At 57.2% G+C, this 23,961-nt stretch carries 17 protein-coding genes; 13 read left to right on the top strand and 4 right to left on the bottom strand.

Translation table 11 applies throughout. The features are described 5' to 3' along the window. Positions 1 to 78 precede the first annotated feature (78 nt). The 3 genes from FLM21_RS11615 to FLM21_RS11625 all read right to left on the bottom strand — a co-directional run bounded on the left by FLM21_RS11615 (position 79) and on the right by FLM21_RS11625 (position 3,442). Positions 79 to 2,103 (bottom strand): alkyl/aryl-sulfatase, encoded by a 2,025-nt coding sequence (locus FLM21_RS11615; RefSeq protein ID WP_148715720.1) that lies wholly within the window; start codon positions 2,101 to 2,103, stop codon positions 79 to 81. A 135-nt stretch (positions 2,104 to 2,238) separates the two neighbouring features. Beyond that, positions 2,239 to 3,012, bottom strand: a complete 774-nt coding sequence (locus tag FLM21_RS11620; RefSeq protein WP_222846686.1) for a hypothetical protein — start codon at positions 3,010 to 3,012, stop codon at positions 2,239 to 2,241. Positions 3,013 to 3,058: 46 nt separating this feature from the next. Then, positions 3,059 to 3,442: an H-NS histone family protein gene (locus tag FLM21_RS11625; RefSeq protein WP_222846687.1), complete on the bottom strand. Its 384-nt coding sequence runs from the start codon at positions 3,440 to 3,442 to the stop codon at positions 3,059 to 3,061. On the opposite strand from FLM21_RS11625, the gene FLM21_RS11630 reads away from it, so the two are divergent. From FLM21_RS11630 to FLM21_RS11655, 6 genes are all read left to right on the top strand, one after another. After that, positions 3,441 to 4,409, top strand: coding sequence for an AraC family transcriptional regulator (locus FLM21_RS11630; protein WP_148715722.1), 969 nt, complete (start codon positions 3,441 to 3,443; stop codon positions 4,407 to 4,409). The genes FLM21_RS11625 and FLM21_RS11630 overlap by 2 nt on opposite strands. A gap of 229 nt (positions 4,410 to 4,638) precedes the next feature. Then, positions 4,639 to 5,112, top strand: a complete 474-nt coding sequence (locus FLM21_RS11635; protein ID WP_246120712.1) for a chemotaxis protein CheW — start codon at positions 4,639 to 4,641, stop codon at positions 5,110 to 5,112. A 37-nt stretch (positions 5,113 to 5,149) separates the two neighbouring features. After that, positions 5,150 to 5,479: an STAS domain-containing protein gene (locus tag FLM21_RS11640; RefSeq protein ID WP_148714390.1), complete on the top strand. Its 330-nt coding sequence runs from the start codon at positions 5,150 to 5,152 to the stop codon at positions 5,477 to 5,479. A gap of 8 nt (positions 5,480 to 5,487) precedes the next feature. Continuing rightward, a complete protein-coding gene (locus tag FLM21_RS11645) occupies positions 5,488 to 7,656 on the top strand; it encodes a chemotaxis protein CheA (RefSeq protein ID WP_148715724.1) in 2,169 nt (722 codons plus the stop codon). Between the two features lie 60 nt (positions 7,657 to 7,716). Beyond that, positions 7,717 to 9,378, top strand: a complete 1,662-nt coding sequence (locus FLM21_RS11650) for a methyl-accepting chemotaxis protein (protein ID WP_187359874.1) — start codon at positions 7,717 to 7,719, stop codon at positions 9,376 to 9,378. Positions 9,379 to 9,474: 96 nt separating this feature from the next. Next, a complete protein-coding gene (locus FLM21_RS11655) occupies positions 9,475 to 10,533 on the top strand; it encodes a hypothetical protein (protein ID WP_148715725.1) in 1,059 nt (352 codons plus the stop codon). A 451-nt stretch (positions 10,534 to 10,984) separates the two neighbouring features. On the opposite strand, the gene FLM21_RS11660 is transcribed toward FLM21_RS11655, so the two are convergent. After that, positions 10,985 to 15,988 (bottom strand): PAS domain S-box protein, encoded by a 5,004-nt coding sequence (locus tag FLM21_RS11660; protein WP_148715726.1) that lies wholly within the window; start codon positions 15,986 to 15,988, stop codon positions 10,985 to 10,987. Between the two features lie 1,175 nt (positions 15,989 to 17,163). Between FLM21_RS11660 and FLM21_RS11665 the strand changes: the two genes are divergently transcribed. From FLM21_RS11665 to FLM21_RS11695, 7 genes are all read left to right on the top strand, one after another. Next, positions 17,164 to 19,485 carry a nitric-oxide reductase large subunit gene (locus tag FLM21_RS11665; RefSeq protein ID WP_148715727.1) on the top strand — a complete coding sequence of 774 codons (2,322 nt, stop codon included), beginning with the start codon at positions 17,164 to 17,166 and terminating at the stop codon, positions 19,483 to 19,485. A 4-nt stretch (positions 19,486 to 19,489) separates the two neighbouring features. Continuing rightward, positions 19,490 to 19,891, top strand: a complete 402-nt coding sequence (locus FLM21_RS11670) for a SirB2 family protein (protein WP_148715728.1) — start codon at positions 19,490 to 19,492, stop codon at positions 19,889 to 19,891. A gap of 15 nt (positions 19,892 to 19,906) precedes the next feature. Then, the gene (locus FLM21_RS11675) at positions 19,907 to 21,169 is read left to right on the top strand and encodes an NnrS family protein (protein ID WP_222846688.1); all 1,263 of its coding nucleotides are present in this window, start codon (positions 19,907 to 19,909) and stop codon (positions 21,167 to 21,169) included. Positions 21,170 to 21,419: 250 nt separating this feature from the next. Then, positions 21,420 to 21,698 carry a hypothetical protein gene (locus tag FLM21_RS11680; protein ID WP_148715729.1) on the top strand — a complete coding sequence of 93 codons (279 nt, stop codon included), beginning with the start codon at positions 21,420 to 21,422 and terminating at the stop codon, positions 21,696 to 21,698. Between the two features lie 427 nt (positions 21,699 to 22,125). Then, a complete protein-coding gene (locus FLM21_RS11685) occupies positions 22,126 to 22,569 on the top strand; it encodes a CopD family protein (RefSeq protein ID WP_148715730.1) in 444 nt (147 codons plus the stop codon). Positions 22,570 to 22,731: 162 nt separating this feature from the next. Next, positions 22,732 to 22,965: a hypothetical protein gene (locus FLM21_RS11690; RefSeq protein ID WP_148715731.1), complete on the top strand. Its 234-nt coding sequence runs from the start codon at positions 22,732 to 22,734 to the stop codon at positions 22,963 to 22,965. Then, complete coding sequence (locus tag FLM21_RS11695) at positions 22,934 to 23,461, top strand: GNAT family N-acetyltransferase (protein WP_148715732.1); 528 nt, start codon at positions 22,934 to 22,936, stop codon at positions 23,459 to 23,461. Before FLM21_RS11690 ends, FLM21_RS11695 begins: the two co-directional genes overlap by 32 nt. Positions 23,462 to 23,961: the final 500 nt, after the last annotated feature.

Raw genomic sequence — 23,961 nt, forward strand, 5'->3', positions numbered from 1 at the left:
GCCATGCCGTTACAAGCGCTTGGTCATCCCCAACGATAGAAGTGACGGCGCCAAAGCAGCGCCGTCACTCCCAGCCAGTTACTTGACGCGGTTTTCCGGTTGCAGCGGCAAGACCAGGTTCATGTTGTTTTTCAAGTCGAGGGCGAAGATGCCGTCCAACTTGGCAACAGCGGCTTTATTGCCATCAATCTTCGCTTTGCCCGAGCTGGCAAGATCATCCAGCGTGGCTTTGCCGGAGGCAAAACTAAGCAGATCGGCTTGGGAGATTTCCAAAGTCGCATCGGCATTTGGCGACTGAAACTTGGATACTCGATTCAGCACACCGTTATGCAGATCAAGAAGGAACTGAGCCCCGCCCGAGAGCTTGAGATTAATTACGGCGTTGCCCGCCTTCTCCGCCTTGATCTGGTCGACCAGCATGCCCAGGTAGTTGATGAACAGATCCGGTGGTAGGCTGGCGATGACCTCGGGCGACGTGGTAGTCAGGTTGTTCGGCACGTTCCCACCCGTGCGCAACTCCACTGCCGCGCCGAGATACCAGTTGCGATACAGCGAATTCTCCTCCTGGTAACCGAGCTGCTCCATCGCATCGGCCATCAGGTAATTCACGTCCTTGTCGCTGCCATCACCAGCCACGATGTTATTCAGCAAGTCGACCGTGAATCGGTAGTCACCCTTGTTGAACGCGTTCACCGCCGCGGCCAACACCTTGTCCTTCCCGCCAATGGCTTCAACGTAGCGTTTGCCACGTTCCGCATCCGGGTATTTCGCGAGCTCCGTCGGATTGCCGTTATACCAACCCAGGTTCCTCACATAGGTCGACTTCAAGTTATTTCGGGTATGCCCGTAGTACGGCCGGTTGTCCCACTGATTGAAGACTGACTTGGGTAGCTGGGCATTCTCTGCGATATCGTCAGGACGGTAGCCGTAATTGGCATAACGTAGCGTGGTGTCGAATAGCGACTGATAGACGTCTCGCTGATTCTTCAGATACTCCACCACGTTCTTGTTGCCCCAGACCGGCCACGTGTGTGGACCAAAGTGCACTTCCACCTCCTGCCCCCACCGCGCAACGGCTTCGCCGATGTACTTCGCCCAGACACTGGCATCTCGTGTTTGCGCGCCGCGCAGGGTGTACAAGTTGTGCTGCAGGTGATTTACATCCTCCGCCATCGAGAGCGCCTTCCACTGCGGGATGTACATCACCATCTCGGCCGGGGCTTCGGAATGCGGGGCCAGATAGAACACGAAATCGACGCCATCGATCGTGACTTTCTCGCCATCTTTGGTGATGACCTTGTTCGGAATGGCGAGCGACGAGGCATCGGTAGCGAGTGCGGGCCCCAACGATCCGGTGATGATGCCTTTCTCGCCCGGCTTGAGGACATTGCCGTACTGATAGCCTGAACGACGTGCCATGATGTTGCCGGCAGTCACATTTTCGGCCACGGCCTCTTCGATAAAGCCTTCCGGAGCGATCAACGGGATTTTTCCGCTCTTGAAGTCTTCCGCCTTGGCCAAGCCGGACTTGATAATTCCGTCATATCCGCCGAAGTGGTCGGCATGGCTATGGCTGATGATGACGCCCTTGAGCGGCTTACGGCCACGGTGTTTTTCGTAGAGTTCGATCGACTTGGTCAAAGCAATCGGGCTGTATTCAACGTCGAAGAATACAACCCCAGTCTTGGTCTCGATGATGGTCAGGCTCGACAAATCCTGGCCTCGTACTTGGTAAATATGGTCAGTTACCTTGAACAGGCCGCCATAGTTGGCCAATTGGGCATGGCGCCAAAGGCTCGGATTCACCGAATCAGGTGCGGTTTTACCCTGCATAAAATTGAGGCCGGTCGCATCGAACACACCACCTTCGATATTGCCATCGTTCAGCAACGGGGCAATTAGGTTTCGGCGCGAATCGTCGAACGCAGTTTTGCTCTCAAAATCGAGTTGCTGGTAAACCGCTTGGTTGGCATCGCGGGTGAACTTGGTCGCACTCTTTTGCTCCGGCGTGAACCGATAATCGGCAGCGCCAGCTTGACTCCAAGCTACCGCGATCAGCCCGGCCAGGCTCAAGTGGGAAAGATTGATTGCTACGCTTTTCATTGCGGACATCTCCTAGTGGGAATTCACTGCTTTCCAGCAACAGCAAAAACAACTTCCAGACGAAAAGGTGACGGTGCTGCGTCCTCGACTCGTGATTCGGGACGGATCGACACAACCCGTGAGCCGGTAAAAGGGTTAATTCAGGAACTGCAGATTGAGCGCAAAGAAGATCTGCCACTCAGGCTGGCCCGGGCCTTTGTCGGCAACGGAGAACTGCGGCTCGATGAAAAAGTTGTAAACCGTCGTACCACGCTTCACGACTTGGCCGACACCGATGCCCAGCGGTACGCTGTAGTTGTCGTTTTCCAGGTTGTAGACCCAGATGGGCGCTGCTCTCAGATAAGTGCCACCACCGAGCTGGTAGAACAGAAAAGGCTGGAATGCCGCCACGTTCACATCCTCGCGGTCATCCTCGCCAGCAAAGCTGGCTTGCCAGGAAGCGAGATAGCCGTACTGGAATTGGGGTGAGCTGGCGTCGAACATCACATTGACCAGCCCAGCCGACCACTTCTCGCTCCCCAAGCGGTCATCGCCCGCAGTAGGCGCAGTGAGCTGCGGGCCGATACCGAAGCTCACTGCGGGATTGCCGGTGTCGATCAAGTACGCGGTAAACAAATTCAGATCGCCAATTGCAGTATGGTGACCTCCGGTAGGTGCCACTGGCATGGTGTTGACCGGCAGCGATGCGCGTAACAACCACTTGCTCTCACCAAGCGAGAACGGTTTGGCATAGCGAAACCAGAACTGGTTGGCTTCCTCGTCCGATTCGGTGAGCTCGCCAATGTAGTAGTTCTGCATGTTGAACGCGGTCATGTTGGCCAATGGGTTGTTGGCCTGCGCCGCGTCGGGCGCATCCGCTCCTAGTGCAATACCTGCCGCCGCCAACACCGGCGCTCCAAAAAGCCACATGGATTTCATCGATGTGTCCTATAAGGCAAATGGGCTCGACCTGACCTCAATCATTGCCGGGACGCTTGATCCGAAATTGCTCACGGTCCTTGCCGCGGATCCAGTTCGGTGGGCGACCGAAGCCGTTCCAGGACCGCCCTGTCTCGGGATCACGAAATTGCGCCAAATCGGAGAGGTCGGCCCCGAACAGCTGTTCGGGAGTGATGCCGTACTCCGCGATCTTGCTGCGCATCCCTGAAATCAGTTCATGAAGCTCGCGTTGGCGAAGCCGCTCCACTTCCGACTCCAGTTCCCGGATGCGTGACCTGAATTGGCGGTAAGGGGACACCGGAGCCATACGAGCACCATGACATGACGACTTCTGACAGAGTAGATCGTTATTTTGGATGTTTAATATCCGAAAAACGAAATACTGGAGAAAGGTAAACATGAGCCAAGTGAACCTGTTTCAGGAGCATCGCTACGACGGACTCGATCCGACCCAGGCGTTCGATGTGGTGTACGGCGGCCATTTCGAGCACCGCTTGCTCGCAGCCAAAGGCGGCAAAATGAGGCACCGCCGCTTGGTGCTGGCAGACACGCGATTGGAGACGGGCTACTACGACTTTCCGGTGGCTGCACAAGGTGTCATGCCCAAAGGAGTGGTGTGCTTCGGTGTATTGGCCGACGGTTTTGAAGCCACCCGCTACAACACGTCGATGATCGAGCGGGATACGCTGCAGATTTATCCCTCGGGCATTGATTTGCTCTACCACGCTGCCGGTCAGTCGCGATGGATCAACTTCGTCGCACTGGAGTCGCAACTACAGGAGATCGCGCTGGAAGAGACAGGGCGCCCCCTCACGCTGCCCAAACGTGATGCAACGTCACTCCGCCTCATCCCCGGCCAGCATGCCAAGCTCGTGCAGCTTGTCGATGATGCATTCGCTGTCGCCAAGGCACAGCAACCTGGGGGCTTGCACGCGCAACTGGCTGAGGAGGTTGCGCGAGCCCTGCTTCAGGGCTTCGTGAGCGCCATACACACCGCCGTCAAAGTCACATCCGTGGCCGAGGCTGCGGCCAAGCGACACTTCCAGCTCGTTCTGGCGTGTGAGCGCCTGGCTCGATCGACGGACAGCCCTGCGATCGATTTGGACGAACTCTCACGCCGTTGCGGCTATACCCGACGCGCGCTGGAGCTGATCTTTCAGCGCAGTGTCGGCATGCCCCCTGGCCGTTGGTTCATGAACATCCGGCTGAATGGCGCGCTGCGTGACCTACTGGCTCCAGCTTCCACATACGGCGTGGCCGATGTCGCGGTGAAATGGGGCTTTCGCCACCTCTCCCGGTTTGCGCAGCAGTACCAGCGGACCTTCGGGGAGCTACCCAGCCAGACCTTGCAACGCGCACGCGCCTGAAGCTGCCCACCTCGTTCTCCCTGCTCAATCGTTGGTTTTAACCAGAAGTGCTTCTGCATCGCCCTTGTGCTGCCCCATTGGCATGCCAGCGTCAGCCCCAAATTGGTGCTAGTTTGAGTTCAGACGAAGCGTAATCAGACAAGTCTTCACTCAGGCTTCGTTGTCCCATTCCGAGGTCGCGATGTATACACACTCCGTTTCGTCATACGGTCACACGAGCGCTGAGGGAATGCGTCAATTCCTGACTTTCTCGCTGAATGACGAGCCGTTCGCCATGCCAATCACGCAGGTTCGCGAGATCATCGAATTCCCTGGATTGACTGAAATTCCCATGATGCCGGCGTTCTTGAGAGGCGTGATCAACGTTCGCGGCGCAGTAGTTCCAGTCATTGACCTGGCAGTGCGCTTTGGCCGAAAGGAAACGATCACCACACGCAGAACGTGCATCATCATTCTTGAGATGGAACAGCCAACTGGTCCCTTGCAGCTGGGCATGCTCGTCGATGCCGTGAACGATGTGCTTGATGTCGATCCCGGGGCCATTGAACCTCGCCCTACCTTCGGCGCGCACATCCGCGCCGACTTTATTGCCGGCATGATCAAGCGAGACGAGCGCTTTGTGATTGCGTTGGCGATCGAGCAGATCCTTTCCGGAGACGAGTTGGCAGGCCTCGCGGCGCTGCAGGAATCCGAAACGGCTTGAGCCCTCATTCCAGAACGACTCACGATCGGGAGCCGCCATGCCGCTGACCGCGTTAGCCGAAGGTGAAAGCGCCCAGTTCCGCCTCGATGGCGAACTCACCATCTTTCATGCAGCAGAACTCAAGGATGTGCTGCTTGCCGCACTCGGCGAGGGCGGCGGCCCGCCGCTGACCATCGATCTGTCCGGCGTCGACGAACTCGATACCGCAGGCGTGCAGCTGCTGCTGCTCGCCAAGCGCGAGGCGGCGCGGCACGGCCGGGCACTCGCCTACAGCGGCCACAGCCCGGCGGTGATCTCAGTACTGGAGCTTCTCGACCTGGCGGGCACGCTGGGCGATCCGGTGCTCATTCCCAACGCTAGCCGCTGAGGTCGATCATGGACATGGACAACGCACGCGACGCGCTGGTGCAGGAGGCGCGCGAACTCTTGGCCGCCATGGAAATGGCGCTGATGCAGATCGAGGCCGAAGGGGCCAGCAGCGAGGCGATCAACGCGATCTTCCGCGCCGCGCACACCATCAAGGGCTCGGCCGGGCTGTTTGCATTCGAGCGCATCGTCAGCTTCACCCATGTGGCCGAGAGCGTACTCGACAAGGTGCGCAACGGTAGCCTGCCGCTTGATACCAACCTGCTGTCGCTGCTGCTCGAATGTGGCGACTACATTGGCGAGCTGGTCGATGCCATTGCCGCCCGCCGCGAAGAGGAGGAGCCGGATCCGGTCAAGCGCGGCCGGCTGGAGGTCTCGCTCAACGCCCTGCTCGGCGTAACCGCGGCGGCCCATCCCGCCGTGCATGCCATGGGTGCAGCCGCCGACACCGCGCAGATCGAAGTGGACGACGGCAGCGCCGTCAGCAGCGACAACTGGCATCTTTCGCTGCGCTTCTCGCCCGACGTGTTGCGCAACGGCATGGACCCGCTGTCCTTCCTGCGCTACCTCGGCACCATCGGCCGTATCGTCCATATCGTCACGCTGCCGGATGCATTGCCCGATGCGCGGGTGATGGACCCGGAAGCGTGTTACCTCGGCTTCGAGGTGGACTTCGCTTCGGACGCCGATCGCCAGACCATCGAGGGCGTGTTCGAGTTCGTGCGCGAGGACAGCGAGATCCGCATCCTGCCGCCGCACGGCAAGATCGCCGAATACATCGGCCTGATCCAGTCGTTGGCCGAGCCGGCCGGGCGGCTCGGTGAAATTCTGGTCAAGGGCGGCGCGCTGACGCCGTCCGAGCTCGACAACGTGCTGGCGCAGCAGGCCGCCGAGCCGGTGCCGGCCAAGCCGCTCGGCACGCTGCTGGTCGAGCAGGACAAGGTGCCGCAGGCCGTGGTGGCCGCGGCGCTCACCAAGCAGAAACAGGGCGAGGAAAAGCGTACCCAGGAGCAGAAGTTCATCAAGGTCGAGGTCAGCAAGCTCGATGCGCTGATCGATCTTGTCGGCGAGCTGGTGATTGCCGGTGCCGCTGCCAACCTGGTGGCCCACCGTGAGAAACACGCGCGTTTCGAGGAGGCCACCCAAAGCATTTCCAGCCTGGTCGAGCAGATCCGCGATGCCGCGCTGACGCTGCGCATGGTGCCGATCGGCGAAGTGTTCCAGCGCTTCCCGCGCGTGGTGCGCGACATCTCGCGCGAGCTTGGCAAGGAAATCCAGCTGCTGGTGACTGGCGCCGACACCGAGCTCGACAAATCGATGGTCGAAAAGCTGTCCGATCCGTTGATGCACATCGTGCGCAATGCGATGGACCACGGCATCGAGAGCAAGGAAGCGCGGGTGATGGCCGGCAAGGCGGTGGAGGGCACGCTCCGGCTCAACGCCTACCACGAGTCCGGCAGCATCGTGATCGAGGTCTCCGACGATGGTCGTGGCCTGGATCGCGACCGCATCCTGGCCAAGGCCATCGAGCGCGGCCTCGTCAGTGCCGAGCAGCAGTTGTCCGATGGCGAGATCTACCGGCTGATCTTCGAGCCGGGCTTCTCCACGGCCGAGCAGGTCACCAACCTGTCCGGTCGCGGCGTGGGCATGGACGTGGTGAAGAAGAATATCGAATCGCTGCGCGGCGAGGTGGAGATCGTCAGCCGCCAGGGCCAGGGCACCACGGTGCGCATCCGCCTGCCGCTGACGCTCGCCATCATCGATGGCTTCCAGGTCATGGTCGGCGATTCGCAGTTCGTGATCCCGCTCGAGCTCGTGATCGAGTGCATCGACATCAGCAGCCACGACATGCGGCACAACATCGTCAAGCTGCGCGGCGAGCCCTTGCCCTTCGTGCGGTTGCGCGAGCTGTTCGATCTGCCCGAAGCCGAGCACGTGCGCGAGAGCCTCGTCGTCGTGCAATACGGCCAGCAGCGCGCCGGCCTTGTCGTCGACAAGCTGTTGGGCGAATTTCAGGCAGTGATCAAGCCGCTTGGCCTGCTGTTCGGCGAGGTCAAGGGCATCAGCGGCTCGACCATCCTCGGCGACGGTCGCGTGGCGCTGATCCTCGACGTGCCGCATCTCGTACAAAGAACCATGCGCGCCAAGGTGGCGCAGCTGGCACGCAGCCTGTCCTAGCCCTACCCGGCCCTGAGCGATTTCAAATCCAATTCCTTCACGTTGCACACAGGGGGTTTCATGCTGGCAAATCCGACCAAGACCGTGAGCATCAAGCAGTTGTTTATCGCACTGCTCGTCATTACCGCTGTGCTGATGGTGCTGATCATTGCGGCGACCAGGGCGCTCAACAACGCGAATGCTGAACTCGGCCAGGCTCAAGCCAGCCGCTATCAGTCATATCTGCTGGCCGATGAGCTTCGGCAAAGTTCGGATGACCTGACCCGGCTAGCCCGCACCTATGTGCTGACCGGCGACGCCCGATACGAGCAGCAATACTTCGCCATTGTCGATATCCGGAACGGCAAACGTCCGCGTCCGCAGCAATACGATCGAATCTATTGGGATTTCGTTGCCGCGAACGACCAGCCACCACGCCCCGATGGTGCTGCCGCCGACTTGATCGACCTGATGAAACAAGCCGGTTTTTCCAAAGAAGAGCTGACCAAATTGGAGGAAGCCAAGTCCTACTCCGATACGCTGGTCAAGACTGAAACCATTGCCATGAATGCCGTGAAAGGCCATTTCGATGACGGCAAGGGCGGCTTCACCCGGGTTGATGCACCCAACCTGGAAATGGCCCGCGAGCTGATGCACAACCGTGAATACCATATCAACAAGGCACGCATCATGAAGCCAGTAGACGAGTTCTTCGTACTACTGGATGCACGGACCCGCGGTGCAGTCGAAGCTGCAGAGACGCATGCGCATCAACTGGAAAACACAATCTACGCGCTACTGGGTCTGTCGTTCGCGGTCCTGGTCGCCAGCCTTTGGCTCGTTTACCGCGTGATCAATCGCCAGCTTGGCGGAGAGCCTCGTGTCGCCATGGCGCTCCTGCAAGAGATTGCAGCCGGCAATCTCGCCACCGACGTTCCGGTACGCCAGCACGACTCGAACAGCATGCTGTTTCATCTGCGGCTGATGGTGAACAAGCTGACTGAAGTGATCGGCGATGTCTCCGAATCGGCAACCGCCCTCGCCTCTGCCTCCGAAGAAATCTCGTCCTCAGCGCAGGCACTCAGCCAGAACGCATCCGAACAGGCTGCTAGCGTTGAGCAAACCAGCGCCTCAGTCGAAGAGATCTCGGCCACGGTGGCGCAGAACTCGGAAAATGCCCGCGTCACCGACGGCATGGCGACCAGGAGCGCCCAGGATGCCGGCGAAGGTGGCGAGGCGGTGAAGCAGACGGTTTCGGCGATGCGGCAGATTGCCGGCAAGATCGGCATCATCGACGACATCGCCTACCAGACCAACCTGCTGGCGCTGAATGCCGCGATCGAAGCCGCGCGGGCAGGCGAGCACGGCAAGGGCTTCGCCGTGGTGGCGGCCGAGGTGCGCAAGCTGGCCGAGCGTAGCCAGGTGGCAGCGCAGGAAATTAGCGAGGTCGCATCAAGCAGCGTGACACTGGCAGAACGCGCGGGCACGCTGCTCGACCAGATGGTGCCCTCGATCCGCAAGACGGCAGATCTGGTACAGGAAATCAGTGCGGCCAGCAGCGAACAGACAACCGGCCTCGAACAGATCAATACCGCGGTGACTCAGCTGGCGCAGACCACACAGATGAATGCCTCAGCTTCAGAGGAACTGAGCTCCACCGCGGAGGAAATGAGTGCCCAAGCGATTCAATTGCAGGAAATGATTGGGTTTTTTCGAATTGCGCATAGCACACTGCGCAGCTGACTGCGGATGACTTTACCCAGCTCCCCATACATCAATTGATAGAGTATATGACTACTTGCCGCTTCGGTGGCCACCCAAATATGAGATTGACGCATCATGAGCAGCGATAAAAGACGCAGCAAGAACACCGCCACAGCCCCAACGAAACCTAGCAACACTTTGTTTAATTATTACAGCAAGCAGCCGTCAGTGAACGAGAAACGATCCAACGAGACGGCCTTCACGAAAGAGGATGGCGACCAGCAGGCCAAGAAGGTCAAGATCGATACGACACCGCAGGACTCACCAAGCCTGCAAACGTCTACAAGCTTTCCACAAATCCCTAATTCGCCCACCTTCTCCACTCCACTCTTTCCCCCCGTGCAGATCGGACAAAGCGGCCCCACGCTTCAACCCATCAAACCAACATTAGATTTCGCCGAGATCAGTAAACAGGCTCAACTCAAAAAGGCACTAACGCCTATGTTCCCTGAGCAAAAAGGCGAGAAGACCGAGTCGCATTCTACATTTAAGGAGTTATTTACAACCAAGGGTGCGACAAAGGCGCGCTACCAGGATTACAAGCTCTCCGATCCAAACAACAAGAGACTCATCGAGGCCATCAAGCAAAACAAAAAAGCCTTCAAGAAAGCAGCACCGGATGATCACGAGAACATCGCAGGTTACATCAATGAAGCCCGAGCGCTGGATCGCACGCTGCGCAAGTACAATAAAATGCCTAGTGTCGAACAGGCAAAGCGCCAGTACTACCCGCAAACTACGATCAGCAGCCCTCTGGTGACGACCGGGAATAGGCGCCCGGACCTGCTGAAGATCAAGACCACAGAAGCAGGTCCGTTGGCCACCTTCACGGAGATCAAGAGCAAGACATTCAAAACAGGCCAGCGCGAAGACACGTTGAGCATCCTGCAGGACACCAAAACGATATCGGCCGTACCTCCAGGGTTCTCCAAAATCCATTCACCAGTGGATCTGACCAAAGCGCCCGTCACAAAGTACAAGACGATATTTGCCGGCAGCTTCTCCAAGAAGAACCCAGATCATCCCCTCGACCCTGGCGCCTCACAGCTCACTCCTAAAACCAACGGCAAGGCAACAATTACTGGAACGGGAATCTCGGTCTACTCCAAGAGAACAGCAAATAAGGAAAAGTAGCCCAGCGTTGGCTGGGCCACTTTAAGGTATCGCGCTAGTTGCTATGTCCCAGTCATCTGTACGACCAAGCTGCTCTGATCGCTCATCGTCGAACAGCCGACGTCACCTGCGCAGAAGTCAGCCCGAGTCTGTCGAGCGACCGCTTTCTCCGTCGGTAACCGGTGGCAATGACCCGTTCCCGCTACTGGGCAACAGCGAAAGCAATCGCAATTGGTTAAGCGCCAGCTGAGCTCGCGATCTTCAGCAACTTGTCACGAACCTTCTGGACAACAGCAAACGAGGATGCCGGTGAGATCCCGCGTCAAGAGATCCAGCGAAATGAGGCCTCAAGTGGGCGAATTGCTCCAGTAGTAGCCCTCCAGTCGCTTGTCGCCCGAGGTGAGCTGAAGATCGCCGTAGCTAAAAGACCGTCACGGACGTCAATGTCGGCGAACTCGGAGTAAGTACTCGTTTACGCATCCAGTGCCGCAAACAGCGCCTGCACGGCAAACCCAACATTTCGGCGCAGGCTGGCGAGCTCGCTGGTCGTGAGTACATCGTACAGCTCAGCATCATCCTTGATCCGCCGCTCGAGGTGCTGCGCGCGCTCGTAGACACCGATGGCACCCAACGTTCCTGCTATCCCTGCGAATGTATGTAGCGTCTCGATCGCCCCTTCCCGATCATTCGCACTGCCCTGTTCGATCAACACGTCGACGAGCCGCCTGCCCTCCCCTTCAAAGCTTTCAAGAGCAGCTCGGTAAACATCTCTGTGTCCTCCCAGCCGTTGGAGTAATGACGGCAATGGTTCGATCGCTGCCAGATCCATCAGCGTTTCTTGTATCGAATCTCCCTTCGCGTGGGTGCCCTTGATGCCATCAAGTACCGCGCAGAGGGTGCCAACCAGATTGTCGAGTTGGATCGGCTTTGGAATGTGTGCGTCCATGCCAGCAGCAATGCAGGCATCGCGGTCTGCCGCAGAGGCGTTGGCCGTCATGGCCAGGATCGGAAGCCCCAGATAGCGGCGATCTGCTCGAATACGCCGCGTCGCTTCCAATCCATCAATGTCTGGCATCTGGATATCCATGAGTACCGCGTCAAAGGCCTGCGGTCCCTGGGTCACCATCTCAACACCACGTACTCCGCCCTCTGCGGCATAGACCTCAGCCCCCTCGCCACGGAGCAGTTCTGTCGCAATCTGCCGGTTCAGCGCATTGTCCTCAACGACCAGCAATCGCAGACCATCCAGCCGCTGTTTACGAAGCTCCGGCTCTTCGCTAGGTGGTAGCGCACTATCGTCCTGTGCTTGTCGAACAGCGTCGGCCAGTTGCTGCAAGGTCACAGGCTTGGTCAAGCACGCGGCAAACGGTACTGGACCTTGTTCTACAAGTCGGCCGAGCGCCTCGCGACCAAAAGCCGTCACCATGACAATGATCGGCAACATTGCGTCGTGGCACAGGTCCTTGATCTTCTGCGCAGCAGTTGCGCCATCCATGCCCGGCATTCGCCAGTCCATCAGGATCACGTCGAATGACCGCTGCTCCTGCTGGGCCCGTCGGACACGTTCAATCGCCGCCTCGCCGCTCTCTGCATACTCCGTTTGCCATCCGAGAGATGCAGTCGCTTGGGTCAGCAGATTTGCGGTTGTTGGGTTGTCGTCTACCACCAGCACCCGATATCGCCCTGTGGTTTCGGGATCGACGATCGGCAGGTTGGAGTCAACCGGGAGGGTGATGTCGAACCAGAACCGGCTGCCTCGCGCAGGTTCGCTCTCAACACTCAATCGGCCACCCATCAACTGAACCAGGTTGCGACTGATCGCCAACCCCAAGCCGGTGCCGCCGTATCGCCGCGCTGTTGACGCCTCCGCTTGGACGAATCCCTGAAAGATTTCTTCTTGGCGCTCAGCGGAAATGCCGATCCCCGTATCGGAAACCGCGAAACGCAGCGTCACCATGCCTGCTGTGCGAGCGAGCTGCTCGATGCTCACCACGACTTGACCCTTTTCGGTGAACTTAATGGCATTGCCCGCGAGGTTGATCAGTACCTGCTGCAGGCGCAATCGATCACCGACGACGACACTCGGCAATGTCGGAGCCATGGCATACAGCACCTCAAGATCCTTGTCCTCCTCATTCCCCGAAAGCACCGCGGCAAGATCCCGCATCACGCCTTCAAGTTCGAACGGATGAGCATCCAGGCTTAGTTTGTCCGCCTCGATCTTCGAAAAATCGAGGATGTCGTTCAATAGCTCCAACAGCGCCTGTGCCGCTGTCTGGGCTTTCGCAGCGTAGTCTGCTTGAGCCGCTGTGAGCTTGGTTTGCCGGATAAGCTGCAGCATCCCAAGCACCGCGTTCATCGGCGTCCTGATCTCGTGGCTCATGCTGGCGAGGAACGCAGATTTTGCGCGATTCGCTGTATCCGCCTGATGCTTGGCTTCGATCAACCCCTGTTCGAGCAAGCGTTGGTCAGTCACATCGAGATTGATGCCAGTAACCTTGATGGGGTGATGCTGTGCATCGCGCTCGACATGTGCTCCCGCTTGCAAAAACCGCAGCGAGCCATCGCGCCGGATGATGCGAAACATGACGTTGTACGGGCGCCCCTGCTCCAAGGTTGCATTCAACGCCGCCTCGGCCATTTCAACATCATCAGGATGGACCCGCTCTCTCCAGTGTTCGAAGTGGAGCTGTCGGGAGGTCTGCAAAGAAACCGGCTGGTCGTAGAGCTCAAACATCCGGTCATTCCAGCTCACGGCATTGGACGCTGGATCCCAGCTCCAGATGCCCAACTGAGCAACCTGCGCGGCCAACATCAGTTGGTCACGGGCGGAAATCAGTTCCTGGCGGTGCTGAAGCTCCAAAGATACGTCGGTCGCGATGAAGAGGAACCCTTCGACCTCTCCGTCTGGAGAGCGCATCGTGGTCACGACAAGAGAAACAGGAACGCGGCGTCCGTCACGCGTGACGTAGCTCCATTCTGCCGTGTCGCGGCCTTCCGCTTCCGCTCTTTTGACCAGCGCTTCAAATCCAGCCAATGTGACTTGATATTGCGTTGCGAGCTCCGCCGCGCGGGCTTCAATTTCAGCAGTTTCATGGAACGCTAACGGCGTAACCTCACCAACGACGTCGCTCTCGTCGTAGCCCAGCATTCGCCGAGCCCCTTCATTGAATACCGTCACGGTGCCCGTTGGGGTCGTTGCGACGATGGAGACCTCCGAAGCAGCGCGAAGGATGTCAGCCAGCAGTTTGTTCAGCCGCACCAATTCATTTTCAGCGGATTTGCGCGCGGTGACGTTGGTGCGAAGCGCAAGGAAACGGTCAATTGCGCCATCCTGATCAAACATCGGCGCAATCACAGTGTCTAGCCAATACACGTCGCCCGTCTTCGAGCGAATGGACACCTCACCATGCCATGGCTGACCCGCCGTGACGGTGGTCCACATCACCTCCCAGAACGCATCGGAATGGAGGCCTGAGCTCAGCATGTGATGGTCGTTGCCAACCAGCTCGTCACGCGAATAGCCCGATATCTCGACCAAATTGTCGTTGGCCTCGATGATCCGGCCTTGCCGGTCCGTCACCGAAAACAAGAACTGCGTGTTGATGGTGTCGAGCAACGACTGCTTCTCTCGCAGGCTCTGGGCAAGCTGCGACTGACTTTCCAGCAAATCAGTCACGTCGTGGACGATGGAGTAGAAACCTACAACGTGTTCGCCATCCCATCGGGGCAAGTATTGCACCTGCATATGGTGTGCCACGCCACCATTGGACGGCTTGAGCTCGCGATCAAAACGCTGTACCCGCCCTTCCAGGACCGCTTGCATCCGCGGCTCAGCTTCTGCGTACAGCTGGTGCCCCAGAATATCTGCAGCACTTTGGCCGACCATCACCCCTGGGTCCAGGCCGAACCATTCGTGATATGCGCGGTTGGCAAACCGATTGATTTCGTCCCTATCCCAATAGCCAATCATGGTGGGCACCGCGTCGAGCACCGTCTGCAATGTATCTCTGGCAAGGTCCAATTCCTTGGTCCTCACCCCAACCTGCTGCTCGAGCGCAGCATTCATGGCAAGCACTGCAGCCTCTGCGGCCTTCTTCTCGCTGATGTCCCGAATCGTGGCCGCCGCTCCGGTTATCTCACCTGCACGGTCGAAGATCGGTACGACGGAAACGGAGACCGCGATCGGCTCAGACCAGGCGGTTCGAAGCTGCGTATCAAAATGCCGGACAGACAACCCCTCCCGTATCCGGCGCATGATCGAGAACGCTTCGGAGCGAGAGGCTCGAGACGAGAGCAACCGGATCGCTTTCTTGCCCAAAACCTCCGACTCGGCATAGCCAAACATGGCCTCGGCGCTACGGTTCCACCCGACAACATTGCCGTGCGGATCCAATGCAATCACCGCATCGAGCGCTCCGTCGACAATCGCCGCCTGCCGTGCCCGCACCGCAGTAATCTCGTTCCGGCGCAACCAGTTGAGACAAAGCAAAGCGAACAGCAACGCAAGCACGATCGAAGTTGTCACACCAACGAGAACTACCAAAGGTATCGGTGTGAATTTGCGAGCGGCAACGAATCCATCCAGCGCTGCGGTTCGCAGCTCCCAGATTCTGCCGAAGATCTGCATGCGAGCGGTCTGCCAGCCATGCACCCGGAAGTGCTCGGGGACAGGCGTCGTGAAAAAGGTCACCTGATTCCTGTCTGTCACATCAGTGATGGAAACCAGGAGCCCTGCCTGCTCTGCCTTCAACCCTGCCAGCACGTCCTGCATAAGCAATGGGGCATACGTCCAACCCAGTGTCGCCCGAGCTCGGTCGTATGGTTTTTCAGGCGCTATCGCGCCTCGATAAACTGGGAGCAGCAACAGAAAGGACTGCTGTGCCGCGCCAGCAGCCTGCACTAAGGTAATTGGCGCAGTCAGCTGCGGCTTGCCAGTCTGCATCGCCAAGATGGCAGCACGGTTCCGATTTGGCTCTGAAGCGATGTCCAGCCCAATCGCTTCATGGTTGTTCTCTTCGGGGGCTACGTACTGAATGACGAATCGCTCACCCCAGTGGGGAATCAGCTGATGTACTCGGAAGCTAGGCTGCTCCTGGGCGGCCTGCACTGAAAACTGCGCCGTCGCATGCTCTGGAACGCGACGAATGAAGCCGAATCCACGCGCTCCAGGAAACTCCTTCTGATAGTCACGCGAATTGGTGTACTGAAGGATGTGCTCACGTCTGAGCCCGTTTTCTCCAGCAGTCAGAACGACGCCACGGAGTCCCCGAAGGCCGTATTCGTAGCGCCCCATCAATGTGGTAACTTCGGCGCCCAATACTTCGGTTTTATGGTCAAGTGCGCGCACGAGTTCGTGCGCCTGCTGCTTTTGCATCTCCGCGGCGACCAGCACGGTGATGACCAATCCGAGCAGCAGAGTCACTATGGCCGTGAACGCCGCATTGCGACGGGCAGCGGCAAATGCAAAATGCATAGCCGAGCTCCAACGAGGTTTGCAATCAGCGAAGTGTTGTTACTTTTGCTGCCAGCTCATCAGCAGCTGAATGAAAGCATAGATGCCCGCGTTGGGTAGCGGCATTAGTGACATGCCGCTTTTCAGTACAGATGGCGGAAAGACATGTGCTGGCACCGCGACCGATCAGCACGTGCATGAGAACGATTCAGCAACTGATCGCAATGGCTTTGAAGCGGCGGCTCATGCATTCAGCAGGTGCACTGGGGTCTAGAGATTTTTTTGAGAATTCAATGTATGCACATTGAAGTCAAAGAATAGAATTAGTTGGCAAATAGCCCAAGACCCTTGGGGCTTGGGCTATTTGCAACGGAATCTTCTAAAAACGCCGAGAAGCGCTAAAGAATTCTCCCAATTTCCTACGTGTAGAGGTGTCGAACTGCTAGCAGCCGATTCACACATTGCAACCGGCCGTACTCATCATAGACGTAGGTGTTAGGTCGGTGCTGCCCCGCTTTCCATGCTGCGCCGCAAGCACAACGTATCAGGCTTCCGGGCTCGGGAATCGGCCGGAGATCCTGATTGGCCCCACATTGAGGGCAATCGTATTCCTGCCAATAGCGCTTGTTTGTAAATAAATCGACCGGCAATGATTCCATTGGTGCCAGGTCGGCAATACTACGATCAGATAGCTCTGTCATGTCGCCCTCGCTGAGTTAAGTGAAATGCTGGTGAAGATGTGACCTCGGTGAACACACAAAGCCGTATAGGCCGTCGATTCACAGTGTCGATCTTCAGCATGCCTTTCTTTTTTACCTCGCTTTTCAACATGATGGAAGAGGATCTGATGAATGAGCGCAAGCCGGCTATGCACGGCCAAACGTCATAGTCGACCCCGTTCTGCGTCTTCGCCGAGCATTCCATAGCCGCCAATTGTTATCGTTCCATATTCCAAAAGCATCGCCGGTCGTTCAAGTAAAATCATGCCGGCGCAATACTCGAAGGAAATGCACATATCGTTACCCGGTTGACCCGCTATTCATCCGTGCTTACTTGATCGAGCGAAAAGACGGTGCTACTACCAACAGATGCACCGTAATGGTGCTTAACAGGAGTTGGTAGGCATTCCAAGCGTGTGGCCAAGGCCTGGAATACTCGGAATGCATGTTGACATTGCGATGAGATGGAGACGGCGCATGAATCAGACACGCAGACTATGGCTGGGTTTATTGGTGCTTTTGGTGATCTCTTTTTCGGTATTGCTATGGGCTGGAAGCGAGATTTTCCGTGTGGCTCCACCGATCCCTGAGCGGGTGGTCACAGACCGGAACGCCGTCGTTTACACCCGCGCAGACATTGAGCGTGGTCGTCAGGTGTGGCAGTCCATCGGTGGGATGCAGCTGGGTTCGATCTGGGGCCACGGCGGATATGTCGCTCCCGACTGGAGTGCAGACTGGCTGCATCGGGAGTCGATGGCGATGCTCAACGCTTGGGCGCGGAGCGAAGGCGCTGCGAGTTACAGCGCTCTCGACCAGGAAGGCCAAGCCCGGCTCCGCGGGCGCCTCCAGGTGCAAGTACGGCGTAATACCTACGATCCAACGACCGGCACGATCACGGTGACCGAAGAACGCGCACGCGCCATCGCTGCAGTGGCCGCACACTACGTCAGTCTGTTTGGCAATGACTCGGCTACAGCGTCGCTACGTGAAGCCTATGCGATGCGCAACGATACGGTTCCATCTCTCGAACATCGTCAAAAGCTCACCGCGTTCATCTGGTGGACCGCTTGGGCTGCCGCCACCGAACGCCCCGGGACCACTGGAGAAACGATCGCACCGAGTCCCGCTGGCGTCGTGGAAAAACGCGTGACGTACACCAACAACTGGCCAAGCGAGCCCTTGATCGGCAACTCCCCACCACCGTCGCTGTGGGTGTGGTCAGCTTTCAGCGTCACGTTCTTGCTGGCCGGTATTGCGGCATTGGGTTGGCATCACGCGGTCTCGCATGATCGGGAAGAAGCACAACAGGCCTTGCCCGACACCGATCCCTTTGCGACGTTGCAGGTCACGCCCTCCATGCGCGCCACAGCGAAGTACTTCTGGATCGTGCTTGCGCTGTTTCTGGTTCAGATCCTGCTAGGCGCGATCACGGCGCACTATCAGGTCGAAGGGCAGGAAGCCTACGGCTTCTCGATCTCCGAATACCTGCCCTATTCGATCACCCGGACGTGGCATACCCAATTGGCTGTGCTGTGGATTGCCGTCGCATGGTTAGGCACGGGCCTCTACATCGCTCCGGCATTGTCGGGCTATGAGCCGCCGTTCCAACGCCTAGGTGTCAATGTGCTATTCGCCTGTCTGCTGATCATCGTGGTCGGTTCCTTTGCCGGCCAGTGGCTTGCGGTGATGCAGAAACTGGGGCTCGAGCACAATTTCTGGTGGGGGCACCAAGGCTGGGAGTACGCCGATATGGGCCGCTTCTGGCAATGGTTCCTGTTTGCTGGCCTGTTGATCTGGCTTTCGCTGGTGGGGCGTGCACTCTGGCCCGTGCTACGCGGGCCGGCGACCGACACCAAGTCGATTGTTGGCTTGATGTTCCTGTCGACGGTCGCGATCGGTTTGTTCTTCGGCTCGGCGCTGATGTGGAACGAACACACGCATATATCTGAGGTGGAGTATTGGCGCTGGTGGCTGGTGCATCTCTGGGTTGAGGGTTTCTTCGAGGTCTTCGCTACGGCCGTCATGGCGCTGATCTTCACCAAGCTGGGCCTGGTCCATGCTCGGTCGGCGACGGTGGCGGTCTTGTTTGCCACCATCATCTTCATGTCCGGTGGTGTGCTGGGCACCTTGCACCATCTCTATTTTGTTGGGACACCAACGGCCGTTGTCGCGCTCGGCGCAAGCTTCAGCGCGCTGGAGGTCGTTCCGTTGGCCTATATCGGCTTCGAGGCCTACCAGACTTGGAAGTACGGGCGTGCAACGCCATGGATGGTTCGGTACCGCTGGCCAATTCTCTTCTTCATTGCGGTTTCGTTCTGGAACCTGGTCGGCGCAGGACTATTCGGCTTCCTGATCAACCCACCGCTCTCGCTGTATTACATGCAAGGGTTGAATCTCACGCCGCTGCATGGTCACACCGCGTTGTTTGGTGTCTACGGCATGCTGGGGATTGCGCTGGTGCTGTTCTGCCTGCGCGGCTTGCGTGGCCAGATGCACTGGGATGTCGGAGCACTGAAGTTTGCATTCTGGGCACTTAACATCGGTTTGGCGCTCATGGCGCTTCTGACGCTCTTGCCGCTTGGCACATTGCAGCTGCTGGCGTCGATTGAACACGGCTACGCCTATGCACGTTCCGCTGACTTCATGCAACGATCGATCGTTGATTTGTTGATCTGGATGCGTGTCCCCGGCGACGTCATCTTCAGCTTCGGCGCATTGGCACTAACATGGTTCGTATGCCGGCTATGGATCGCACCACGTCCCGAACTGGTTGAGCAGGATAACGTCAAGGAGCCATGAAGACGTGATCGAGTTTTACCCGCAGATCAAATGGGTACACGTCGCGGCGGTCATGTCGAGCGGCCTGTTGTTTCTGCTTCGCGGCGCGCTGGTGCAGTTCGGGCACCAGCGCGTTGCGCTCGCCGGGCCTGTTCGCTACCTGAGCTGGACGATTGATACGATCTTGTTGACCGCGGCCCTGATGCTGCTGTCGATACTGCCGGGCGCATTTTTTGCGAATGGCTGGTTGATCACCAAGATCAGCTTGCTGATCCTCTACATCGGCTTGGCAACCGTCGCGCTACGCTCCCCCTCTGCGGCGAGGCGACGTTCAGCGTTTGTCGCTGCAATCGTTGTGTTCCTGTACATCATCAGCATTGCACGTGCGCATCACCCGCTTGGCGTGTTTTGGCAATGGCTGATGTAAAAAACTTGGCATGTCATGGCTAACGACACACCCGAACCAAATTCAGGCATCTCACAAGCTGATCGCGAGCGCTTTATGCCCAGTGCGCATCAGCTTGCTGCCGCACCGCACCGCCTCTTGTTCTTTGTCGGTGCGCTCAATGTGCTGGCAGCCATGGCTTGGTGGACATGGTGGCTGCTTTGCACCTCCATACCAGGTGCGACAACGCCGGCGACTGTCGTCCCCGCATTCTGGGCTCATGCATTCCTCATGCAATATCACGTCTTACCGCCATTCATCTTTGGCTTCCTACTGACGGTCTTTCCCCGCTGGATGGGAATGAGCGACTTGGCGCGAACCCGCTATCTGCCTGTCGGCATTGGTTTGCTCTGTGGGCAGATCCTGTTTCTCGTTGGCCTCTCCACCTCACTTTCCCTAATTAAAATCGCCGTGCTCGCGACACTCACGGGGTGGACCTACGGAGCATTAGTGTTGATATCGCTGCTTATCCGAGATCGCTTGAAGACATGGCATGCTGCGTCCTGCGGCGCTGCACTACTCTTTGGCTGGCTCGGGGTAGCGCTGTTTGCGGGTTATCTGTTTTTGCAAGACGTTGAATGGCTCTACGCCTCCATCAAAATCGGCACCTTCGCGCTGCTGCTCCCGATCTACTTCACGGTGGCACATCGGATGTTCCCTTTCTTTGCAGGCAACGTCGTGCTGGGTTATGTGTCTTGGCGCCCCCTCTGGCTATTGATTCCGTTTTGGGTTCTCGCGCTGGTTCATGCGGGACTTGAGTTCGCACACCTCTACGCGTGGCTCTGGCCTATCGACACCGTCTGGCTAGGGTTGTGCAGTTTCTGGCTTTGGCGCATCTGGCCCCGAAAAAAGGGGCCCGCGCTGCTACGTGTGCTGTTCCTCGGCACGCTGTGGCTGCCCATCGCATTGGCGCTCTACGCAATACAAAGCCTCTGGTTTGTGTATAGCGATGTTATAGAGCTGGGGCGAGCTCCGGCCCACGCGCTCTATATCGGCTTCTTCGGAAGTTTGCTCGTAGCCATGGTTACACGCGTGACCCAAGGACATTCTGGACGTCCGCTTGAACTTGGTTGGCCTGCGAAGTTCGCATTTGCATTGTTGCAGCTCGTTGTTCTGATTCGAATCGCAGCGGAATTCGCCCCCGATCTGTTCCGCTGGCAAGCGATAGCCGCAATAGGATGGCTCGTGGCCTTCTTCCCTTGGGTGATTCGTTCGGCATGGATCTATGCCACGCCACGAGCTGATCGTCGCCCGGGATAAAAGACCTTGTCTTGGCTACTGCGTAGCGCCACCAGTGCAGGCATCTCAAGTGCGCCCTCAATCGAACAATGCCAAGGCTCGACGGCCAAAGCACTGACGGAGCAGGGCTCCGGCAAAGCTCAGAACTGCGCCGTGAAGAGGCAGTAGCCAAGGTACTTCACGTACTGTCTCGGCGCTTCTAAAATAGAAAGCCGGCCATCTCCAATGCGTTGTATTCGCTCTCTTTGTCCAAACACAGGAGGTGCAAAAGTTGGAAGAAGAATTGGCAAAACTTCGTGAAGAAGTCGAAAACCTGAAGAAGCAGGTCGATTTTCTACGCATCATTACGCAGGTACATTATGGCGTGACTCCTGCAATGATCAACGCCTTGTACTGCCTTGCAAAGGCAGCAAAAGATCCGGATGTCTTTGAAGAAGCTCAAGCCCAGTTCGAGGTAGCATATGGATACCTTCTATTCCAGGATGCAACCCGAGAAGAGGCTCTACTCCTTCTAGAGAAGTTGATTGCACCTTGGCAAGAAACCCCTTGACGACGCCTTGACTCAATATGCCAATTCATAGATTTTCACTCGAAATTACAGCAAAGTAGATTGATCAAAAAATGTGTGATCTCACCACCCGTATTTTACTTAGGCTTTTCCTGCCACCCGCGATGTGTGCCGCTTTTTCGTTCTGGTTTTCACGAATATCAAATCGACTTGCGGAATCCAAAGCGATATTCAGCATGTCCCATATCGCAAGAGGCGTGGAATACGGTCTGCTCATTACAGGTGGTTTCCTGCTATTTCGAAGCGTCTGGTTGTTATGGCTTCAGCACCGGGGTACGAAACACCAATGCCGAATCTGTGGTGGCCCCACGGAATACGGGCGTGACCGCATGGATTGCCGTTGCCTGCTGTGTGGGCAGACTCGCCGGTACGAATGAACTGCAATTTCACTGATTGAGTGGAGCCTCCTATGTACGGCCTTCTTTTACTCCTGCATGTGCTCGGGGCAACCATCTGGACGGGCGGGCATATCGTGCTTTCAGTGGTCATATTGCCGCGAGCACTCAGAGAGAAATCCCCCGCACAACTGCTCCAGTTCGAAAGCGTTTATGAAAAAATCGGTCTACCAGCCCTCGTGGCTCAGATCATCACGGGCATTGCCCTCGCACACCAGATGCTTGGCAGCACAGATCAATGGTTCGATTTCACCAATCCTGTGTACCATGTCGTTGCGGTAAAGCTTTTCCTCTTGAGCCTCACCGTCGCTTTGGCGATCGATGCACGCCTACGTGTCATCCCGCATTTGACCGAACACAACATGAAAAGCTTGGCGTGGCACATCCTTCCGGTGACAGCTATCTCAATCCTGTTTGTCGCCGCCGGCGTATCGTTTCGGACCGGTTGGCTGTACTGATCACTTGCCCCGTCGGGCGTAACTCCTCCAAAACTTGCCATGAAAATGGCATCCGAGCAGCCCCGGACCGGATTGCCCCCTCCATAGGCGCAATCCGTGCAAAGCACGGCCGTTGGTTGCCGTTTAAGCTCCCAGTCCTCCAGGGAGGCATAAAACCCGAGCATGCTCCCCTACGAGGACAGCCAAGACACCGTTTATAGGCCCCGCACCATGATTGGTCGTCAGCTCGTCATTGGCGCCACCTTCACCTGGCAAGGGATATGTGCAGTAAGGTCAACAAAGCACCAGCGATTCACTCAAATTATCGATCGCTGCGCCCCTGAATTGACGCCAACGCAAAGCAAATTACATTTGGAAGAATACAATGAATATCCGGACATTGACGACGCTACCTGAGATTAAGCCTTTCTTCCCGATGTTAGGGCATGCCGAATACAGTGCCTTCGATTTGCAAAATCCGAGCCATAGTGCTTGGTTGCAAACGAGAGTCGACAAACTACTTTATTGCGGTGCATTTTTCTTCGCAATGTTTTCCGACTACAACAGACCCTGCGCTATTGCCAGCGTGCTAATCGACGAACGCCCTATCGAACTGGGTGGTCACTGGCAAAGCGCAGAAATCATGCAAATGGCTGTTTCTGAGGAACTAAGAAAGCAAGGCCATGGCTCTCGGCTGATTCAACACATTTGTATGGAAATGCAAAAACAGAGGGTGTACAGCATAAGCCTGCACACCTATCCTGCTGACTATGATGTCATTGCCTTCTATGGCAAAAATGACTTCATGCCCTGCGGGCTCGTGCCCGACCATTACGGCCCAAACTTAGAAGGAAAGCTATATCTGCGGAAAGTATTGCTGCCGGTCGAAACGCGAGTCAAGCAAACAACCTAAGATCGGCTTTCCAATTTGAACCGGTTTTGCATGGCTCGCGCAGCCCTGTTCGCACTCGAGCTCAAAGAGCTACGCCTCGATGCCAGTGGTGCTGTTATTTAACGGCCTGCACTTTTCCAGTCTTGGAAGATCAAGAGGTGACAGTGCCGCGGCTCATGCGTAGCCTTGAGCGCGACACGCAACAAAGACGTGGAGAGTAGAGCAACGCCCAGAGCACCTGCCAAACGTAGGCGTGCTAATTTGAAAGTTGGTGCACCTAAGTAAGACCTCTATTGTCTGCTCTACCCTACTCTCACTGCGAGACCGCAACGGCACGATCTAGTTAGGCATTTCGTTCTGCTAAAAACTCATCAGTTGCTTCACCGGCGCGACGTCGACCCAAGATATCGTCGCCCTAGCCATTTCGGCCTAGCTATTCGGAAAATCAAAAGTCCGCTGTTTGGCGAATAGGCCACAACAGGCCATCTCCCTAAGCTCGGTAGCATCGAATCGCGCTACGA

It is taken from the genome of Chitinolyticbacter meiyuanensis (assembly GCF_008033135.1).
GTDB lineage: Bacteria > Pseudomonadota > Gammaproteobacteria > Burkholderiales > Chitinibacteraceae > Chitinolyticbacter > Chitinolyticbacter meiyuanensis.